Source organism: Streptomyces sp. NPDC034085, assembly GCF_055575555.1.
The window spans coordinates 487,879-506,291 of sequence record NZ_JBVISL010000002.1 but is presented as its reverse complement, the minus strand read 5'-3'; the positions used below and the strand labels follow the sequence as shown (position 1 = coordinate 506,291).

15 protein-coding genes are annotated in these 18,413 nt (G+C 72.9%); 11 read left to right on the top strand and 4 right to left on the bottom strand.

Annotated elements, in window-relative coordinates:
- Positions 1 to 122: 122 nt before the first annotated feature.
- Positions 123 to 896 (top strand): glycerophosphodiester phosphodiesterase, encoded by a 774-nt coding sequence (locus ACZ501_RS07590; RefSeq protein ID WP_468793247.1) that lies wholly within the window; start codon positions 123 to 125, stop codon positions 894 to 896.
- A gap of 90 nt (positions 897 to 986) precedes the next feature.
- Here ACZ501_RS07590 and ACZ501_RS07585 read toward each other — a convergent pair whose 3' ends face one another.
- Positions 987 to 2,516, bottom strand: coding sequence for a ricin-type beta-trefoil lectin domain protein (locus ACZ501_RS07585; RefSeq protein WP_361608919.1), 1,530 nt, complete (start codon positions 2,514 to 2,516; stop codon positions 987 to 989).
- 107 nt (positions 2,517 to 2,623) lie between these two features.
- On the opposite strand from ACZ501_RS07585, the gene ACZ501_RS07580 reads away from it, so the two are divergent.
- From ACZ501_RS07580 to ACZ501_RS07570, 3 genes are all read left to right on the top strand, one after another.
- Complete coding sequence (locus ACZ501_RS07580) at positions 2,624 to 4,027, top strand: class II fumarate hydratase (protein ID WP_468793244.1); 1,404 nt, start codon at positions 2,624 to 2,626, stop codon at positions 4,025 to 4,027.
- A gap of 103 nt (positions 4,028 to 4,130) precedes the next feature.
- Positions 4,131 to 4,850, top strand: coding sequence for a cytidylyl-2-hydroxypropylphosphonate hydrolase (gene fomD, locus ACZ501_RS07575; protein WP_361608923.1), 720 nt, complete (start codon positions 4,131 to 4,133; stop codon positions 4,848 to 4,850).
- A gap of 254 nt (positions 4,851 to 5,104) precedes the next feature.
- A complete protein-coding gene (locus tag ACZ501_RS07570; RefSeq protein WP_468793241.1) occupies positions 5,105 to 7,252 on the top strand; it encodes a SpoIIE family protein phosphatase in 2,148 nt (715 codons plus the stop codon).
- Between the two features lie 67 nt (positions 7,253 to 7,319).
- Here ACZ501_RS07570 and ACZ501_RS07565 read toward each other — a convergent pair whose 3' ends face one another.
- Complete coding sequence (locus ACZ501_RS07565) at positions 7,320 to 9,608, bottom strand: transglycosylase domain-containing protein (protein ID WP_362455406.1); 2,289 nt, start codon at positions 9,606 to 9,608, stop codon at positions 7,320 to 7,322.
- 244 nt (positions 9,609 to 9,852) lie between these two features.
- On the opposite strand from ACZ501_RS07565, the gene ACZ501_RS07560 reads away from it, so the two are divergent.
- From ACZ501_RS07560 to ACZ501_RS07540, 5 genes are all read left to right on the top strand, one after another.
- Complete coding sequence (locus ACZ501_RS07560; protein ID WP_468793238.1) at positions 9,853 to 10,764, top strand: SPFH domain-containing protein; 912 nt, start codon at positions 9,853 to 9,855, stop codon at positions 10,762 to 10,764.
- Positions 10,761 to 11,033 (top strand): type II toxin-antitoxin system antitoxin, encoded by a 273-nt coding sequence (locus ACZ501_RS07555; RefSeq protein WP_361598160.1) that lies wholly within the window; start codon positions 10,761 to 10,763, stop codon positions 11,031 to 11,033. The genes ACZ501_RS07560 and ACZ501_RS07555 overlap by 4 nt, the downstream gene beginning before the upstream one ends.
- A 157-nt stretch (positions 11,034 to 11,190) precedes the next feature.
- The gene (locus tag ACZ501_RS07550; RefSeq protein ID WP_361598157.1) at positions 11,191 to 11,715 is read left to right on the top strand and encodes a PadR family transcriptional regulator; all 525 of its coding nucleotides are present in this window, start codon (positions 11,191 to 11,193) and stop codon (positions 11,713 to 11,715) included.
- Entirely contained in the window at positions 11,712 to 12,398 is a 687-nt protein-coding gene (locus tag ACZ501_RS07545; RefSeq protein WP_361598154.1) for an ABC transporter ATP-binding protein, read from the top strand. The genes ACZ501_RS07550 and ACZ501_RS07545 overlap by 4 nt, the downstream gene beginning before the upstream one ends.
- Entirely contained in the window at positions 12,395 to 14,734 is a 2,340-nt protein-coding gene (locus ACZ501_RS07540) for an FtsX-like permease family protein (RefSeq protein WP_361598151.1), read from the top strand. The genes ACZ501_RS07545 and ACZ501_RS07540 overlap by 4 nt, the downstream gene beginning before the upstream one ends.
- 45 nt (positions 14,735 to 14,779) lie before the next feature.
- Here the strand turns inward: ACZ501_RS07540 and ACZ501_RS07535 are convergent, their stop codons facing one another.
- A complete protein-coding gene (locus tag ACZ501_RS07535; protein WP_361598148.1) occupies positions 14,780 to 15,727 on the bottom strand; it encodes a hydrogen peroxide-inducible genes activator in 948 nt (315 codons plus the stop codon).
- Positions 15,728 to 15,862: 135 nt separating this feature from the next.
- On the opposite strand from ACZ501_RS07535, the gene ACZ501_RS07530 reads away from it, so the two are divergent.
- Both ACZ501_RS07530 and ACZ501_RS07525 read left to right on the top strand, forming a co-directional pair.
- Positions 15,863 to 16,417 carry a peroxiredoxin gene (locus ACZ501_RS07530; RefSeq protein WP_361598145.1) on the top strand — a complete coding sequence of 185 codons (555 nt, stop codon included), beginning with the start codon at positions 15,863 to 15,865 and terminating at the stop codon, positions 16,415 to 16,417.
- Positions 16,418 to 16,420: 3 nt separating this feature from the next.
- Positions 16,421 to 16,960, top strand: a complete 540-nt coding sequence (locus ACZ501_RS07525) for an alkyl hydroperoxide reductase (protein ID WP_468793236.1) — start codon at positions 16,421 to 16,423, stop codon at positions 16,958 to 16,960.
- Positions 16,961 to 17,035: 75 nt separating this feature from the next.
- On the opposite strand, the gene ACZ501_RS07520 is transcribed toward ACZ501_RS07525, so the two are convergent.
- Positions 17,036 to 18,382, bottom strand: a complete 1,347-nt coding sequence (locus tag ACZ501_RS07520) for an AI-2E family transporter (RefSeq protein WP_361598139.1) — start codon at positions 18,380 to 18,382, stop codon at positions 17,036 to 17,038.
- Positions 18,383 to 18,413: the final 31 nt, after the last annotated feature.

Below are 18,413 nucleotides of genomic sequence, written 5' to 3'. Positions count from 1 at the left end.
CCCCCTTCCCCGCCCGGGGGGAGGGGGCCCTCGCGCGTGCCGGTGCCGGCCCCGGCGGCGGGTTAACGTCGGGGGCACCGGCCTGCCCCTGGCCGTTCATCCCGGTTCGCAAGGATTCCCGTATGGCACCGACGACCTCGTACTCCCGCACCGCGCGCGCCGTCCGCGTCGTCGCCCATCGCGGGGCCTCGCACGAGCATCCCGAGCACACCATCGAGGCCTACCGGCAGGCCGTCGCCGACGGGGCCGACGCCCTCGAGTGCGATGTGCGGCTCACCGCCGACCGCAGGCTCGTCTGTGTGCACGACCGGACCGTGGAGCGGACCTCCGACGGGCGCGGGGCCGTCTCGGCGATGACGTACGAGGAGCTGTCCGCCTTCGACTTCGGCCGGCGGAAGGGCGAGGCGCACCGCGGGGCCCGGGTGCTGCTGTTCGAGGACCTGCTCAAGGAGGCGCTCGCCGCGGACCGGCCGGTCGGGCTGGCGGTGGAGACCAAGCACCCCACCCGGGCCGGCGGCCGGCTGGAGGCCGAGCTGGTGCGGATGCTGCGGGACCACGGGCTGGCCGACGGCAGGTCCGGGCTGGTCGAGGTGATGAGCTTCTCGCGCGGCGCGCTGACCCGGCTGCACCGGCTCGCGCCGGGGCTTCCCGCGGTCCACCTGATCGAGCGCCGGCTGCGGGCCCCGCGCCCGCCGTTCGCGGGGCACGCCGGTCCGGGCATCGACCTGGTCCGCAAGGACCCGGGGCTGGTGGGGCGGTTGAGGGCCAAGGGGCTGCGGGTGCGGGTGTGGACCGTGGACGAGCCCGAGGACGTGGAGCTGTGCGTCCGGCTCGGGGTGGAGACCCTCATCACCAACCGGCCCCGGCAGGTGCGCGAGCAGCTCGCGGCGCTGTGAAGCCGTGGGCTGCCGGTGTCGGGGGAACACCCGGCCGGGTGCACTCCGGCCGGGTGTGGGGGGTCCGGTGGCGGTGAGGGGGCCGCGGGGCTACGCGAAGCGCTGGGCCGCCGAGCCGTTGCAGGGCTGCAGGCGCAGCTGCTCGTGGGCGGCGGAGACCGTCAGGCACGTGCCGGGGGCAGAGGCGGGGCGCAGGGTGGCGCCGTCGCGGACGAACTGCTGGTTGGCGCCGCCGTGGCAGTCGTAGAGGATCAGCCCGGTGCCGGCGCGGTAGTCGGCGCCCGGGACGTCCAGGCAGCGGTCGTGGGTGAGCTCGGTGCGGACGGCCTTGCGGGAGGCGTCGTACCACCAGCCCTGGTTGCGGCCGCCGTGGCAGTCCCAGCCCACCACCTTGGTGTCGTTGGCGCTGGAGCCGCCGAAGGAGTCGAGGCAGTTGCCGGTGGCCTCGTTCTTCAGGGGCTTGTAGAGGGAGTCCCAGGCCCCGGCCTGGAGGACGGGCGTGCCGGTGCTCGCGGGGTCGGCGCAGGAGGCCTCGCGCAGGCCGGAGGCGTAGAGCTGGGTCAGGCAGGACGCGAAGGCGCCGTGGCCGCGGTAGTTGGGGTGGAAGGACTGGCGGGCGGTGTTCTCGTCCCAGGGGAAGTGGTCGCCGAGGTCGAGGTAGAGGCCGCGGGCCCAGGCGTCCTCCATGCAGACCTCGTGGCCGTGGAAGAGCCGCGAGTTGTCCAGGTAGAGCGCGCCGGAGGCGAGGGCCGCCGCGCGCATGCCCTTCTCGAAGGCGGGCACGGCCTGGTTGCGGCCCCAGGCGGCGTCGGAGTCGTAGCCGGCGCAGCCTCCGGGGAGCTTGCCGGGGAAGTTCGGGTTGTCGTAGAAGTCGGGGCCGATGGGGCTGGGGTAGCCCATCACGACGAGCTTGTAGTCGGAGTCGGCGTAGCCGGCGTCGCGCATGACCGTCTTGAGGTCGGCGACGGTCGCCTCGACCTTGGGCTTCAGGCCGTCGACGCGCGCCTGCCAGCCGGGGCCGTACTTGGGCTCGCAGGTGCCCTGGCTGAGCACCCAGCGGGTGACGCAGTCGGTCATGACCGGGCCGAACTGGAGGTCGTCGTTGGCGCCGGCGACCAGCACCACCATCTTGATCCTCGTGTTGCGGGCCTTGACGGCGAGGCTGTCGCTCTGCACCAGTTCGTCGGCGTACTGCTTGCTGCCGCCGATGCGGATGTTGCCCGTGTAGCCGCCGGAGCAGGCGACGTTGAAGGTGAGGTCGGCGGCGATGCCGGTGCGGTGGATGGCCGCGTCCGGCGAGCGGTGGCACTGGTTGGCCGAGGTGTTGGTGGCGGGGTCGTAGTTGCCGGTGCCCTCGCCGGAGATCTCGCTGTCGCCGAGCGAGATGAGGCCGGTCTTGCGGTCGGCGAGGGGCCGGATGGCCGGGTCCCCGTAGATCCTGGTCGCCTCGGCGGCGCGGACGGCCTCCAGCTCCGGCGGCAGGGGGGTGATCGAGCCGGACGCGGCGGGGGCCGCGTGGGCCGTGGGGGTGACGGCCGTGACTCCCCCGAGGGCGGCCGCGAACGCCGCGACGGCGGCGAAGGTAGATCTGAGCCTGGGTTTCGTACGCGCACGTGCCATGAACGCCTCCCCGATGTCGGTGTTACCCCCGGTATTTACTGGCCGGTAGGGGAGATGGGAACAGTTCGAACAAGACAATTGCTCAACTTTTTGAGGAGGCTACGCACATGACCGACGATCAGCAGCCGCAGGAATACCGCACCGAGCACGACTCCATGGGCGAGGTACGGGTGCCCGCGCACGCCAAGTGGCGCGCCCAGACCCAGCGCGCGGTGGAGAACTTCCCGCTCTCCGGGCAGCGCATCGAGCGCGCCCACATCGAGGCGCTCGCCCGGATCAAGTCCGCGGCCGCCCTGGTCAACGCCAAGCTCGGCGTGGTGGACGGGGACCTCGCCCAGGCGATCCGGTCCGCCGCCGCCGAGGTCGCCGACGGGCGCTGGGACGAGCACTTCCCCGTCGACGTGTTCCAGACCGGGTCGGGGACCTCGTCCAACATGAACGCCAACGAGGTGATCGCCACCCTGGCCACCGAGCGGCTCGGGCGCGAGGTCCACCCCAACGACCACGTCAACGCCTCGCAGAGCTCCAACGACGTCTTCCCCTCGTCGATCCACATCGCCGCCACCGCCGCCGTCTCCCGCGAGCTGGTCCCCGCCCTGGAACACCTCGCCGCCGCGCTGGAGCGCAAGGCGGAGGAGTTCGCCGAGGTGGTCAAGGCCGGGCGCACGCACCTCATGGACGCCACCCCGGTCACCCTGGGCCAGGAGTTCGGCGGGTACGCCGCCCAGGTCCGCTACGGCGTCGAGCGGCTGCGCGCGGCCCTGCCGAGGCTGGCCGAGCTGCCGCTGGGCGGGACGGCGGTGGGCACCGGCATCAACACGCCGCCCGGGTTCTCGGCGGCCGTGATCGCGGAGGTGGCCGCCGCCACGGGTCTGCCGCTGACCGAGGCGCGCGACCACTTCGAGGCGCAGGGGGCCCGGGACGCGCTGGTGGAGACCTCGGGGGTGCTCCGTACGATCGCCGTTTCGCTCACCAAGATCTGCAACGATCTGCGCTGGATGGCCTCGGGCCCGCGCACCGGATTGGCCGAAATCAATCTGCCGGATCTCCAGCCGGGGTCCTCGATCATGCCGGGAAAGGTCAATCCGGTCGTCCCGGAGGCCGTTCTGATGATCGCCGCACAGGTGATGGGGAACGACGCGACGGTCGCCGTGGCGGGCGCCGCCGGCAACTTCGAGCTCAACGTGATGCTCCCGGTGATGGCCCGGAACCTGCTCGAATCGATCCGGCTGCTCGGCAACGGGAGCCGCCTGCTGGCCGACCGCACCGTGGACGGGATCACCGCCAACTCCGAGCGGGCCAGGGAGTACGCCGAATCCTCGCCCTCGGTGGTGACCCCGCTCAACCGGTACATCGGGTACGAGGAGGCGGCCAAGGTGGCCAAGCGGGCGCTCGCCGAGCGGAAGACGATCAGGGAGGTCGTCCTGGAGTCCGGATACGTCGACCGGGGCGACCTGACCCTCGCTCAGCTGGACGAGGCGCTCGACGTCCTGCGGATGACCCGACCCTGAAAGCCGTTCCGGACAGGGGCCGAATCCAGTCGTTTACGGCCCTCGGCCCCCTCCGTGACCTGCACCGCAGCATCCGGCGGGGCCGCCGCCCTAAGATCTGCGCATGACAGGTACCTACAGCCCCGGGGGCGGCGCGGCGCGGCCCGCCGCGCGGGGTGGGACGCGGGAGGCGCACTGGGCGCCCGGGGACCGGATCCTCTGGCGCTACCGCGACCACGCCCCGGGGCTCCGGGGCCGGATCCACATCGCCCGCCCCGTGACGGTGGTGCAGGACACGGACGAGCTGCTCGCGGTGTGGATGGCTCCCGGCACCGAGTGCGTCAAGCCGGTGCTGGCGGACGGCACTCCGGTGCACCGCGAGCCGCTCGCCACCCGGTACACCGCGCCGCGGACCACCGTACGGTCGCACTGGTTCGGCGGGGGCGTGCTGAAACTGGCCCGCCCCGGGCAGCCGTGGTCGGTCTGGCTGTTCTGGGACGGAGACTGGCGGCTCAGGAACTGGTACGTCAACCTCGAGGAGCCGCGCACCCGGTGGGCCGGCGGGGTGGACTCCGTGGACCACTTCCTCGACATCGCCGTCTACCCCGACCGCAGCTGGAAGTGGCTGGACGAGGACGAGTTCGCGCAGGCGCAGCGGATCGGGCTGCTGGACCGGCACCAGGCGCGGCGGGTGCGGGAGGCGGGGCGCGCGGCGGTGGACGTCGTGAAGGCCTGGGGGGCTCCGTTCTGCGACGGCTGGCAGGACTGGAGGCCCGATCCGGCCTGGGGAGTTCCGGTTCTGCCCGAGGACTGGGACCGCACCCCGGCGCATATGACCTCATGAGACCCTTGATGCGCCCCCGGGGTTCAAACGTAGGATCGTCCTCCGCCGGTCGTACGCGGGGGGGGGTCTCCGCGGTCCCGTATCCGTAAATGACCTGCGGCGACCGGGACTTGACCGGAGGTCCACGCGAGCGAAAGGTAACGAGCGGGACGCGGTACCCGGGGGTGGTGGTGCCCCCGCCGCTGAGCGGGTATACCGCGACTGACCGAGTTGAGTGCAGCGCACATCGAGCGCAAACGGACGGAATTCCACGCGTGACGGAGTACCCCACCTCCCAGGAGGGCCCGCAGCCCGCCGTCGCCTCCGGCGGGGGTACGGACGAGCTCGGCCACGGCAAGGCCCCCATCGCGGCCGCCGAGGCCGTACGCACGCATGCCGACTTCCCGCGCCCGCGCGGCACCACCGGCGAGGGCTCCGGGCACGGCCCGGCGGACACCGGCCCGGCGGCCGCGCGCAGCCGCGACGGCGAGGCCGCCCGCAACGCGGGCCGGCGCGGGCCGCAGACCGACGGGGTCCCGGCCGGGCCGTCCGGCGCCGAGGCCGCCGTACGGGCGGTGGTGGACGCGGGTCCGGGCACCGGTGTCGGCGCGGCCGGCGCGGGCTCCGGTTCCGGGCCGGGCCACGGCCCGGGTGAGGTCGGCGTGGCCCGCCGCGAGGGCGACCGGCTGCGCTTCGTCGGCGCCGCGACGCGCCGGATCGCGCGCGGCATCGACCTCGACGAGATCGTGCTCGGCCTGTGCCGGGCGACCGTGCCGACCTTCTCCGACGCCATCCTGGTCTACCTGCGCGACCCGCTGCCCGTCGGCGACGAGCGGCCGGTCGGCCCGGTCGTCTTAAGGCTGCGCCGCACCGACCGGCTCCGGCCGATCGACGACCTCACCGACGCCGCCGAGGGCGCCGGGGCCGCGGGGGGCCCCGGCGAGCTCGACTTCAGCCAGCTGCCGCTGGTCGGGCCGCAGGGCGACCTGCCCGCGGCCGAGCTGTGCGAGATCCGGCCCGGCGGGGCCCTCGCCGAGGTGCTGCGCGGCGTACGGCCGGTGTTCGGGTCGGCCGCCGGGGCCAAGGACGCGCTGCCGGAGCTGCTGGGCGCCGACCACCCGGTGCCGCGCGGCCAGCGGGCCATCCTGGCCCCGCTGCGGGGCCGCCGCCGCGTGATCGGCGCGGCGGTGTTCCTGCGCACCCCGGACCGGGACGCCTTCGAGCAGAACGACCTGCTCGTCGCCGCGCAGCTGGCCACGCACACCGCGCTCGGCATCGACAAGGCCGTGCTCTACGGCCGCGAGGCCTACATCGCCGACGAGCTCCAGCGCACCATGCTGCCCGACGGCCTGCCCCAGCCCACCGGGGTCCGCCTGGCCTCCCGCTACCTGCCCGCCGCCGAGACGGCCCGGGTGGGCGGCGACTGGTACGACGCCATACCGCTGCCGGGCAGCCGGGTGGCGCTGGTGGTCGGTGACGTCATGGGCCACTCCATGACCTCGGCGGCGATCATGGGCCAGCTGCGCACCACCGCCCAGACCCTGGCCCAGCTGGACCTGCCGCCGGCGGAGGTGCTGCACCACCTGGACGAGCAGGCGCAGCGCCTGGGCTCCGACCGCATGGCCACCTGCCTGTACGCGGTCTACGACCCCGTCTCGCACCGCATCACCATCGCCAACGCCGGCCATCCGCCGCCGGTGCTGCTGCACCTGGGCGGCCGCGCCGAGGTGCTGCGCGTACCGCCGGGCGCCCCCATCGGGGTCGGCGGCGTGGACTTCGAGGCCGTGGAGCTGGACGCCCCGGCCGGGGCCACGCTGCTGCTGTACACGGACGGGCTGGTGGAGTCCCGGCTGCGGGACGTGTGGACCGGCATCGAACAGCTGCGGGAGCGGCTCGCCGCCACCGCGCAGCTGACCGGGCTGGACCACCCGCCGCCGCTGGAGGCCCTCTGCGACGACGTACTGGACATGCTGGGCCCGGGAGACCGGGACGACGACATCGCGCTGCTGGCGGCCCGCTTCGAGGGGATCGCGCCCAGCGACGTGGCGTACTGGTTCCTGGACCCGGAGGAGACCGCTCCGGGCCGGGCCCGCCGGTTCGCCCGGCGGGCGCTGACCCGGTGGGGCCTGGAGGAGCTGAGCGACTCGCTGGAGCTGCTGGTCAGCGAGGTCGTCACCAACGCCGTCCGGTACGCGGAGCGGCCGGTGACGCTGCGCCTGCTGCGCACGGACGTGCTGCGCTGCGAGGTCGGGGACGACTCCCCGCAGCTGCCGCGCCAGCGCAGGGCCCGGGAGACCGACGAGGGCGGGCGCGGCCTGTTCCTGGTCAACCGGCTGGCCCGGCGCTGGGGTGCGACCCGGCTGAGCAGCGGCAAGGTGGTCTGGTTCGAGCTGCCGCTGCCGGGGGCGCACGAGCGGCGCTGACCCCGGACGACCGGTACGGCCGCGGCCCCGCAGCGTCTTCGCTGCGGGGCCGCGGGCCGTTCGGTGCCTAGCGCTGCTGCGGGTTCGGCAGCAGTATCGGCGGGGTGGGGTCCTTCGTCGGGGTCGGGTCCTTCGTCGGCGGCGTCGGTTTCTTCGTCGGCGGCGTCGGGTCCTTGGTGGACGAGGTCGGGTCCGGCTTGCCGGAGCTGCCCGACGGGTCCGGGGTGCCGGACGGGCGGGCGCCGGAGGTCGTCGGCGACGGGGAGACGGTGCCGCTGGGGGTGGCCGACGGGCTGGCGGAGCGCGCGGGCGGCGGGGTGCCCATCTTGGCGTCCGACAGGTCGAACTGGCCCGTGGTCTGGCCCTTCAGCGCGGCCGTCGTGTACGCCTGCCAGATCTGCGCGGGGAAGCTGGAGCCGCCCGCGCGGCCCTTGCCCGCGGTACCGGTCAGGGTGACCTGGTTGTGGGTGTTGGGGTCCTCGCCGAACATGGCGACGACGGTGACCAGTTCCGGGGTGTAGCCGGTGAACCAGGCGGCCACGTTCTTCTCGGTGGTGCCGGTCTTGCCCGCGGCCTCGTAGGCGGAGCTGCGCACGGCCTTGCCGGAGCCGTCCTCGACGACGCCGGTGAGGACCTTGGTGACGGTGTCGGCGGTGGTGCTGGTGAGGACCTGGGAACCGATGGGGGTGACGGGCTTGAACTCGCCGTCCTTGTGCTCGGCCTTCTTGATGATGGTCGGGGTGACCTTCTTGCCGTGGCTGTCGAGCGTGGCGTAGACGGCGGCCATCTCCACGGTGTTGGCGCTCATCGTGCCGAGCGACATGGCGGGCCTGTCCGCGAGCCAGCCCTCACGGTCGACCATGCCGAGGGAGAGCGCCGTCTTCTTCACGTTCGCCGGCTTGGCGTCCACGATCAGCTGGGCGTAGACCGAGTTCACCGAGGAGTTGGTGGCCTCCTGGATGGTGACCATCGGGTCGCCGTAGTTGATGTCGTCCTGGTTCTCCGGGGCGAACGGGGTGTCGCTGCCGACCACGGGGCGCTTGCTGGTGCCGTCGTAGAGGGTGTTCGGGTTGATCGGACGGCCGTCCTGGGTCTTCGCCCCGTTCTCCAGGGCGGAGGCCAGCACGATCGGCTTGAAGGTGGAGCCCGGCTGGTAGTCGGTGCGCAGGGCGTTGCTCGCGGACTTCTCGGTCAGGCCCACGCCGCCGTACATCGCGACGATGTAGCCGGTCTTGGCGTCCACGGAGGTGGCGCCGGCCTGGACGCTCTGGTCCTGGGGCCGGTCCTTGGTGTTCTTGCGCTCCAGCTTGGACTCCAGCTCGTCCTGGACGGCCTTCTCCAGGGCGGCCTGCTTCTTCTTGTCGATGGCGAGGGTGATCGTCCAGCCGCCGGCGGCTATCTCGGAGTCCTTGATGCCCTGCCGGTTCATCTCGACCTCGGCGGCCTGGATCAGGTAGCCCTTCTGCCCGTCCATGCCCGGACGCGGCTTGGGCTTGATCGGCTCCTGGAACTTCAGGGTCTGGCGCTTGGCCTTGTCCAGCTTGCCCATCTCGACCATGTTGTCGAGGACGGCGTTGAAGCGGATCATGACCAGCCGCTTGCCGTTGGGGCCGGCGGTCGCCCAGTCGTACTGGCTGGGTGCCTGGATGACGGCGGCCAGGTAGGCGCCCTGCTCCAGGGTCAGCTTCTCGGAGTCGACTCCGTAGTAGGCCTGGGCGGCGGCCTGGATGCCGTACGCGTTGCGGCCGTAGAAGTTGGTGTTCAGGTAGCCGGCCAGGATGTCGGGCTTCTCCATGCGCTGGTCGACCTTGAGGGAGATGATCAGCTCCCGCAGCTTGCGCGTCGGCGACTGGTCCTGGGTCAGGTAGTAGTTCTTGACGTACTGCTGGGTGATCGTCGAACCGCCGGCCGTGCCCTTGCCGCGGACCGTGTTGACCAGGCCCCGGGCCACGCCCATGACGTCGACGCCGCGGTCCTGGTAGAAGGTCTTGTTCTCGATGGCGATGAACGCGGTGCGGACGTCCTCGGGGATCTTGTCGATCGTGACGATCTCGCGGTTCATGTCGCCGGTGCGGGCCATGATCGAGCCGTCGGCGTACTTGTAGGTGTTGCTCTGGAGCGTCGCGGTCTTGTTCGGGTCGCTCGGCTCGTCCACGGAGAAGTAGAGGGCGACGGCGGCGACGACCATGAGGAGGAGTCCGCCGAGGAAAGTCCCCAGGATCGTCTTCCAGTTGAGGAAGCGGCGTATGCCGCTGCGCTTCCCGGTCGCCTTGCCCGCGCGCCCGCCGGCGCGCCCGCTCGGCGCTTTCCGCGCACCGCGTTGCTGCTGCGCCCGTCGCGCATCTGCTCGGCCCATCGCTCCCGCTCCGCTCGATTACCCCCCCGACGTCAGCTCAGAAAACTAACACCGCAGGCTGTGACAAAGGTTGATCAACCCTGATCAATACCGGTCAAATCGGACGTGAGAATCAGCACCCACTCCGATGGAACCGACGCTCACGATGCCGGAAGGGTTGCGGTGACCGCAAAAAGTGATATCACTTTGATAGGGGGCCGCGGTCGACGACGGCCGGACGCAACGGTTCAAACTGGGGGAATCCATGACAGTCGCAGCTGACACACGGTCCGGCGAGGTACGGGAGTTCACGGCCCGCAGCGTCGGCGGCGGGCCCGCCCTGCTCGGCGGGCTGGCGGGCGTCGCCGCCGGTGCGGGCCTGCTCGCCCTCGCCGCGGCGGCGGACACGACGGCCGCCAGGGCGGTCCTGATCCCGCTGGGCGCCCTGCTGGCCCTCGGCGCGCTCTTCGCCATGACCGGGCTGAACACCGTGGCCCCGGGCGAGGCCCGGGTGGTCCAGCTGTTCGGCCGCTACCGGGGCACGGTGCGCACGGACGGGCTGCGCTGGGTCAACCCGCTGACCTCGCGCGAGAAGATCTCCACCCGGGTCCGCAACCACGAGACGGCCGTCCTGAAGGTCAACGACGCCTACGGCAACCCGATCGAGCTGGCGGCGGTCGTGGTGTGGAGGGTCTCCGACACCGCGCGGGCCGTCTTCGAGGTCGAGGACTTCACCGAGTTCGTCGAGACGCAGACCGAGGCGGCGGTGCGCCACATCGCCATCGAGTACCCCTACGACTCCCACGAGGAGGGCGGCCTCTCCCTGCGCGGCAACGCCGAGGAGATCACCGAGAAGCTCGCGGCCGAGCTGGCGACCCGGGTCGAGGCGGCGGGCGTGCGGATCATCGAGTCCCGCTTCACGCATCTCGCGTACGCTCCGGAGATCGCCTCCGCGATGCTCCAGCGCCAGCAGGCAGGCGCCGTCGTGGCGGCCCGCAAGCAGATCGTGGAGGGTGCGGTGGGCATGGTGGAACTCGCCCTGACCCGGCTGGCCGAGGAGGACATCGTGGACCTGGACCCGGAGCGCAAGGCCTCCATGGTCTCGAACCTGATGGTGGTGCTCTGCGGCGACCGCGCGGCCACGCCGGTCATCAACACGGGCACCCTCTACCAGTGACCCCCTCCGGCGGAGCGCGCCCCGGCGGCCAGGACCCGGGCGAGCCGGGGGCCGCCCGGGCCGGGCGGCAGGCGCGCAAGCAGGTCCTCCTGCGGCTGGACCCCCAGGTGTACGAGGCCCTCGCGCGCTGGGCCGGCGAGGAGCTGCGCAGCGCGAACGCGCAGATCGAGTTCCTGCTCCGCAGGGCCCTGTCCGAGTCGGGCCGCCTCCCCGGGGGCGCCGCCCCGATCCCCCCGCGCGGCCGCCCCCGCAACTCCCCCGACTCCTGAGCCGGACGGCGCGCGGCGCGCGCCACTCCGTACGCCCCACCCGCACCCGAAGGCCCGCCTGCGCCCCGCCGGCGGGCCTTCGGCGTGACCGGTCGCGCAAATCCGCACCTCGGGCAGCTATACACCGTGCGTATACACCCCATGTATAGTCGCGCCCATGTCCATCGGTCACACCCTGCTCGGCCTCCTGGAGGCCGGCCCGCGCCACGGCTACGACCTCAAGCGCGCCTTCGACGAGACCTTCGGCCACGACCGCCCCCTCGCCTACGGGCAGGTCTACTCGACCATGTCCCGCCTCCTGAAGAACGGCCTCGTCGAGGTCGAGGGGATCGAGAGCGGCGGCGGCCCCGACCGCAAGCGCTACGCCATCACCAGCGCCGGCATCACCGACGTCGAGCACTGGCTCTCCCAGCCCGAGAAGCCCGAGCCGTACCTCCAGTCCACCCTGTACACCAAGGTGGTCCTGGCCCTGCTCACCCACCGCAGCGCCGACGAACTGCTGGACACCCAGCGCGCCGAGCACCTGCGCCTGATGCGCATCCTGACCCAGCGCAAGCGCAAGGGGGACATCGCCGACCAGCTGGTCTGCGACCACGCCCTGTTCCACCTGGAGGCCGACGTCCGCTGGCTCGAACTGACCGCCGCCCGACTGGACCAACTCGCCCGGGAGGTACGCCGATGACCCCGGCCGGATCCCTGCTCACCGCCACGGACCTGTGCAAGGCGTACGGACCCACCAAGGCCCTGGACGGGGCCGGGTTCTCCATCCACCCCGGCGAGGTCGTCGCCGTCATGGGACCCTCCGGCTCCGGCAAGTCGACGCTCCTGCACTGCCTCGCCGGGATCGTCCGACCGGACTCCGGCACCGTCACCTACGCCGGCCGCGAGCTGTCGGCGATGGACGACGCCGAGCGCAGCGCCCTGCGCCGCGGCGACTTCGGCTTCGTCTTCCAGTTCGGCCAGCTCGTCCCCGAGCTGACCTGCGTGGAGAACGCGGCCCTGCCCCTGCGCCTGGCCGGGACCAGGCGCAAGGAGGCCGAGCGGACCGCCCTGCACTGGATGGAGCGGCTCCAGGTGGAGGACCTCGCCGCCAAGCGCCCCGGCGAGGTCAGCGGCGGCCAGGGCCAGCGCGTGGCCGTGGCGCGGGCCCTGGTCACCGGCCCCCGGGTGATCTTCGCGGACGAGCCCACGGGCGCCCTGGACTCCCTCAACGGCGAGCTGGTGATGCAGCTGCTCACCGAGGCCGCGCGGTCCGCGAACGCCGCCGTCGTCCTCGTCACGCACGAGACGCGCGTCGCCGCGTACTCCGACCGCGAGATCGTCGTACGCGACGGCCGGTCCCGCGACATGGAGCGGATCGTATGAGCACCGCGCGGGCCTGGGCCCGGGACCTCGCGATGGGCGCCCGGTTCGCCCTCGGCGGCGGGCGCGAGGGCTGGTTGCGCACCCTGTTCACCGGCGTCGGCGTCGGCCTCGGCGTGGCGCTGCTGCTGATCAGTACGGCGGTCCCCGGCGCGCTCCGCGCCCGGGACGAGCGCGCCGACGCCCGCTCCACCGTGTCGGCTCCCGAGGCGGCGGCGCCGGGCCGGAACACCCTGCTGGTCGGCAACGCGAACATGACCTTCCGCGGCCAGGACATCGAGGGCCGGCTGCTGCGGCCGGAGGGCTCCGAAGCCCCGCTGCCGCCGGGCCTGAAGGCGTTCCCCGCACCCGGCGAGCTGGCCGTCTCCCCCGCCCTGGACGAGCTGCTGCGCTCCCCCGGCGGCGCGCTGCTGCGCGAACGCCTCGACGGGCGGATCAGTGCGGTCATCGGCGACGCCGGGCTGACCGGTCCGGCCGAACTCGCCTTCTACCAGGGCGCCGACAGCCTCCCGCTCCCCGGGCCGGGCGAGTACCGCGTCAAACGCGTCACCGGCTTCGCCGACGCCCTGGAGAGCGGGCCGCTCAGCCCGGTGCTGATGCTGATGGCCGTGCTGACCTTCGTGGCGCTGCTGATGCCGGTCGCCGTGTTCATCGCCGCCGCCGTCCGCTCCGGCGGGGAGCGGCGCGACCTGCGGCTGGCCGCGCTGCGCCTGGTCGGGGCCGACGCCCGGACGGTCCGCCGGATCGCGGCCGGCGAGGCGCTGGCCGGGGCGGTGGCCGGGCTGGTCCTCGGCTCCGGGTTCTTCCTGATCGGGCGCCGGCTGGTCGGCTCGTTCTCCTTCAACCAGCGCAGCGTCTTCCCGGCCGACCTCGACCCCTCGCCGGGGCTGGCGGCGCTGGTGGCCCTGGCCGTGCCCCTCGCGGCGGTCGGCGTCACCCTGTTCACGCTGCGCGGGGTCGTCATCGAGCCGCTGGGTGTCCTGCGCACGGCCGCGCAGGGCCGCCGCCGCGTCTGGTGGCGGCTGCTGCCGCCCCTGGGCGGGCTCGGCCTGCTCGCGCCGCTGGCGGGCCGGGGCAACGACCACGGCCGCTTCAGCCAGTGGCAGGTCACCGCGGGCGTGGCGCTGCTGCTGGTGGGGATCACGGCGCTGCTCCCCTGGCTGCTGGAACGTTTCGTCGCACGGCTGGGCGGCGGTCCCGTCTCCTGGCAGCTGGCCGTGCGCCGCCTCCAGGCCTCCAACGGCCCCGCCGTCCGCCTGGTCAACGGCATCGCGGTGGCGGTCGCCGGGGCCATCGCGCTGCAGATGTTCTTCACCAGTACGGAGGGCGACTTCACCGAGGAGACCGGGCAGGATCCGTCCCGGGCGTCGGTGGCGGTCATGCTGCACAGCGGCAGGGAGTCCGGCATGGAGGCGCTCGCCCAGCGGATCGCCGCGACCCCGGGCGTGGTGCGGACGGTGGCGCTGGAGCACGTCAACACCGCGGCGCAGGTGCCCAGTCCGGAGTCGGTGCCGTTGACCGTCGGCACCTGCGAGGCGCTCGCCGAGGTCGCCGAGATCGGCGCCTGCCGGGACGGGGACGCCTTCGTCCTGTCCGGCGGCCCCCTCGGCTTCGCCGTCAACCCCGGTGACCGGCTCTTCGCCGGTGACGTCTCGGTCTCCCCGCAGCAGTCCGCCGACGCGGGCGGCAGGACGGTCGAGTGGGCCGTCCCGGCGGACGCCCGCACGGTCCCGGCGCGCGAGGACCCCGCGGGAGGCTTCCGCACCGGCCTGCTCGCCACCCCCGGCGCCGCCCCGCAGGGCCTGGCCCGCGCCAGGTCCGCGCAGGTCTTCGTCCAGGTCGACGAAGCCGACCCGGACGCGCTGGAGCGGGTCCGGACGGCCGCCTTCAAGGCGAACCCCTTCGACACGGCGATGACCCTGCGCTCCACCCGGCAGGACCCCCACTACACCGGCATCCGCACCGGGCTGTTCTTCGGCGCGACCGGGGTGCTGGTCCTGATCGGCACCAGCCTGCTGGTCTCCCAGCTGGAGCAGCTGCGCGAGCGCCGCAAGCTCCTCTCGGCGCTGGTCGCCTTCGGCACCAAGCGCTCGACGCTGAGCCTGTCGGTGCTGTGGCAGTCGGCCCTGCCCGTCGGCCTCGGCCTCGTCCTGGCGGCGGCCGTCGGCATCACCCTGGGCGGGGTCCTGACCCGGATGGCACGCGTCCCCTTCCGCGTCGACTGGGGCTCGGTCCTCGCGCTCACCGGCGCCGGCGCGGGCGTGGTGGCGGCGGTCACCCTGCTGTCCCTGCCGGCGCTGCTGCGGCTGATGCGCCCGGACGGGCTGCGCACGGAGTAGCGGGGCAACGGGGCAGCGGGGCAACCCCGGCAGCGGCGCACGGCCTCAGTCGGTGGGCCACACCGGGAGCGGGCGCACCGCCTCGCGCAGGGCGCCCGCGACGGCCCGGAACTCCTCCTGGCGGGCCGTGCCGGTCCGCATGGCCAGCGCGATCCGCCGCGAGGGGGCCGGCTCGGCGAAGTACCCGGTCGCCAGGTGCTCGTTGCGGGCCGTCTCCAGCCGCAGCGCGGTACGCGGCAGCAGGGTCACCCCGAGCCCCCCGGCGACGAGCTGGACGAGCGTGGAGAGCCCCGCCGCCGTGGTGGTCACGTCCGCTCCGGCGCCGCGCCCGGCCTCCCGGCAGATGTCCAGGGCCTGGTCGCGCAGGCAGTGCCCCTCGTCGAGCAACAGGAGCTGGAGCCCGCGCAGTTCCTCGCGCGGAATGTCACGCCGCCCGGCCAGCGGGTGCTCGCGCGGGGCCAGCAGGACGAAGTCCTCGTCGAAGAGCGGCAGTTCGGTGACGCCGGGCACGCCCAGCGGCACCGCGAGGAGCAGCAGGTCCAGCCGCCCGCCGGCCAGTCCCTCCAGCAGCGAGGCCGTCTGCTCCTCGTGCACCTGGAGGTCCATCCCGGGATAGCTGCGGTGGAACAGCCCGAGCACGGTCGGCAGCAGGTACGGGGCCACGGTCGGGATCACCCCGAGCCGCAGCACCCCGGTGAAGGGGGCCCGTACCGAGTCGGCCTCCTCCAAGAGCCCGCCCAGCGCGTCCAGCACGCCCCGCGCCCGCACCGCGATCCGCTCCCCCGCCGGGGAGAGCAGCACCTTGCGGGTGGTGCGTTCCAGCAGCCGCACCCCGAGGGCCTCCTCCAGCGCCGAGACGGCACCGGAGAGAGCGGGCTGGCTCATGCCGATCGCCGCGGCGGCGTCGCGGAAGTGCAGGTGCTCCGCGACCGCCGCGAAGGCGCGCAGCTGCGCCAGCGTCGGCTGCTTCGGTCCTCTACTACTCACAGCCACTGATAGGTACCTCCGATCACCCGACACAAGACTAGCTATTTCCGCAATCAATGCAGCTGTGCCAGCATGTGAGATCCGTCCAACCCTCTCGGAAAGCCCCCAAAAGGGTCACTTTCCATTCCGCAAGGAGTGAGTGTGCTCACTGTCGGTGACAAGTTCCCCACCTACGATCTGACCGCCTGCGTCTCCCTGGAGGCCGACAAGCAGTTCGCGCAGATCGACCACAAGGCCTACGAGGGCAAGTGGCGCGTGGTGTTTTTCTGGCCTGCCGACTTCACCTTCGTCTGCCCGACCGAGATCGCCGCGTTCGGCAAGCTGAACGACGAGTTCGCGGACCGCGACGCGCAGGTCCTCGGCGTCTCGGGCGACTCGGAGTACGTCCACCACGCCTGGCGCAAGGACCACGCGGACCTGCGTGACCTGCCCTTCCCGATGCTGGCCGACGTCAAGCACGAGCTGATGCAGGCCTGCGGCGTCGAGGGCGAGGACGGCTTCGCCAAGCGCGCGGTCTTCATCGTCGACCCGAACAACGAGATCCAGTTCGCCATGGTGACCGCCGGTTCCGTGGGCCGCAACCCCAAGGAGGTCCTGCGGGTCCTCGACGCCCTGCAGACCGACGAGCTGTGCCCGTGCAACTGGAACAAGGGCGAGAGCACCCTCGACGCCGGCGCCCTGCTGGCCGGTGAGTGACGGATGTCCCTCGACTCCCTCAAGTCGGCCATACCGGACTTCGCCAAGGACCTGAAGCTCAACCTCGGTTCGGTCATCGGCAATCAGGACACCCTGACCCAGCAGCAGCTGTGGGGCACCGTCCTGTCCTGCGCGATCGCCGCCCGCTCCCCGCGCGTCCTGCGTGAGCTGGAGCCCGAGGCCAAGGCCGCGCTGTCCCCGGAGGCGTACACCGCCGCCAAGTCCGCCGCGGCGGTCATGGCGATGAACAACGTCTTCTACCGCACGCGCCACCTGCTCTCCGACCCGGAGTACGGCACGCTGCGCGCGGGCCTGCGGATGAACGTCATCGGCAACCCGGGCGTGGAGAAGGTCGACTTCGAGCTCTGGTCCCTCGCGGTCTCCGCGATCAACGGCTGCGGCCAGTGCCTGGACTCGCACGAGCAGGTCCTGCGCAAGGCGGGCGTCGGCCGCGAGACGGTCCAGGAGGCCTTCAAGATCGCCTCGGTGATCCAGGCCGTCGCCGTCACCCTCGACGCCGAAGCGACCCTGGCCGCCGAGTAGCACCCGTACGGGTCCTCCCGTACGCGCCACCGTGCCCCCGCAGCCCTTCCGGGCGGCGGGGGCACGGTCGTAGGCTCAGGCTCGCTGATCGTCCCCGGCCTCCAGCGCGGCAGCCCGTACCGCGGTGGCTCCGTGCGGCCCCGGGCCGCTCGCGGCGCCGGCCCCGTGGTTCCGCTCGCGCGAGTAGGCCCGCAGGTAGACGACCACGGTGTTGGTGACGGCCACCAGGGGCACCGCGACCACCGCTCCGCCGATGCCCGCGATCATCCCGCCGGCCGCCACCGCGAGCACCACCGCGAGCGGGTGGACCCGTACGGCCCGGCCGAGGATGAAGGGCTGGAGCACGTGCCCCTCGATCTGCTGGACCGCCAGCACCACGCCCAGCACCGCCAGGGCGATGACGGGCCCCTGCGTCACCAGCGCCACGACCACGGCGAGCGCCCCGGAGATGACGGCGCCGACGAGCGGGATGAAGGCGAACAGGAAGATGAACACGGCCAGCGGCACGGCCATCGTCACGTCAAGGAAGTACAGCCCGAGACCGATGAAGACGGCGTCGATCAGCGCGACGAGGACCGTGCCGCGCACGTACGCGGTCAGCGTGCGCCAGGCACGCGGGCCGGCGCCCGCGACGCCGGGGCGGGCGGCGGCCGGGACCAGGCCGAGCACCCAGGTCCAGATGCGCTTGCCGTCGTAGAGCAGGAAGAGCGTCGAGAACATCGCGAGGAGCATGCCCGTCATCACCTCGACGAGCACCGTCACGCCCTGGAGTCCGGCGGAGGTGATCTCCTCGGTGTTGGTGCCGATGGTCTCGCTGAGGTTCTTCGCGATGTCGTTGATCTGCTTCTCGGTCACGTGGAACGGACTGTCCAGTGCCCAGCTCTTGAGCTCGTTGATGCCCTCGCGGAGCCGGTTGGAGAGGTCGTCGAGGTTCTCCATGACCTGCCAGACCACGAACCAGCCGACCAGTCCGATGACGACGAACCCGAGGATCGCGGTGACGGCGGTGGCCAGACCGCGCGGCAGGCCGAGCCTGCGCAGCCGCACCACGAACGGCTGGAGCAGCGCGGTGACGAGCAGGGCCGCGGCGAAGGCGAGGACGACCAGGCGGACTTCGCTGATCACCTTCATCAGCACCCAGACCATCCCGGCGAGCAGCAGCAGCCGCCAGCTGGCCTCGGCGGCGACCCGCACCCCCCACGGGATGACGGTCACCGGGTCGGGCCGCGCGGGCGCCGGGAGCACCGCGTGGTGCCCGGCCGCCTCCTCGGCGCCGGGCACCGGCGCGGCCACCACGGAGGCGGGCAGCGGCGGTTCACCGGCGTCCTCCGCCTCGACCTCGGCCCGCCGTTCGTGCAGGCGAGCCTCCATCCGGCTCAGTCTGCTGCCGAGCCGGCCGAGCCAGCCTGCCCTCTTCGCCATGTCGTTCCCTTCCCCCGCCCAGCGGTGACAC

Bases quoted from the DNA above. Each gene is read 5' to 3' on its own strand.
- ACZ501_RS07525 (WP_468793236.1), top strand. From the start codon at position 16,421: ATGTCCCTCGACTCCCTCAAGTCGGCCATACCGGACTTCGCCAAGGAC.
- ACZ501_RS07520 (WP_361598139.1), bottom strand. From the start codon at position 18,382: ATGGCGAAGAGGGCAGGCTGGCTCGGCCGGCTCGGCAGCAGACTGAGC.
- ACZ501_RS07545 (WP_361598154.1), top strand. From the start codon at position 11,712: ATGACCCCGGCCGGATCCCTGCTCACCGCCACGGACCTGTGCAAGGCG.
- ACZ501_RS07540 (WP_361598151.1), top strand. From the start codon at position 12,395: ATGAGCACCGCGCGGGCCTGGGCCCGGGACCTCGCGATGGGCGCCCGG.
- ACZ501_RS07560 (WP_468793238.1), top strand. From the start codon at position 9,853: ATGACAGTCGCAGCTGACACACGGTCCGGCGAGGTACGGGAGTTCACG.
- ACZ501_RS07550 (WP_361598157.1), top strand. From the start codon at position 11,191: ATGTCCATCGGTCACACCCTGCTCGGCCTCCTGGAGGCCGGCCCGCGC.
- ACZ501_RS07590 (WP_468793247.1), top strand. From the start codon at position 123: ATGGCACCGACGACCTCGTACTCCCGCACCGCGCGCGCCGTCCGCGTC.
- ACZ501_RS07585 (WP_361608919.1), bottom strand. From the start codon at position 2,516: ATGGCACGTGCGCGTACGAAACCCAGGCTCAGATCTACCTTCGCCGCC.
- ACZ501_RS07565 (WP_362455406.1), bottom strand. From the start codon at position 9,608: ATGGGCCGAGCAGATGCGCGACGGGCGCAGCAGCAACGCGGTGCGCGG.
- fomD (WP_361608923.1), top strand. From the start codon at position 4,131: ATGACAGGTACCTACAGCCCCGGGGGCGGCGCGGCGCGGCCCGCCGCG.
- ACZ501_RS07580 (WP_468793244.1), top strand. From the start codon at position 2,624: ATGACCGACGATCAGCAGCCGCAGGAATACCGCACCGAGCACGACTCC.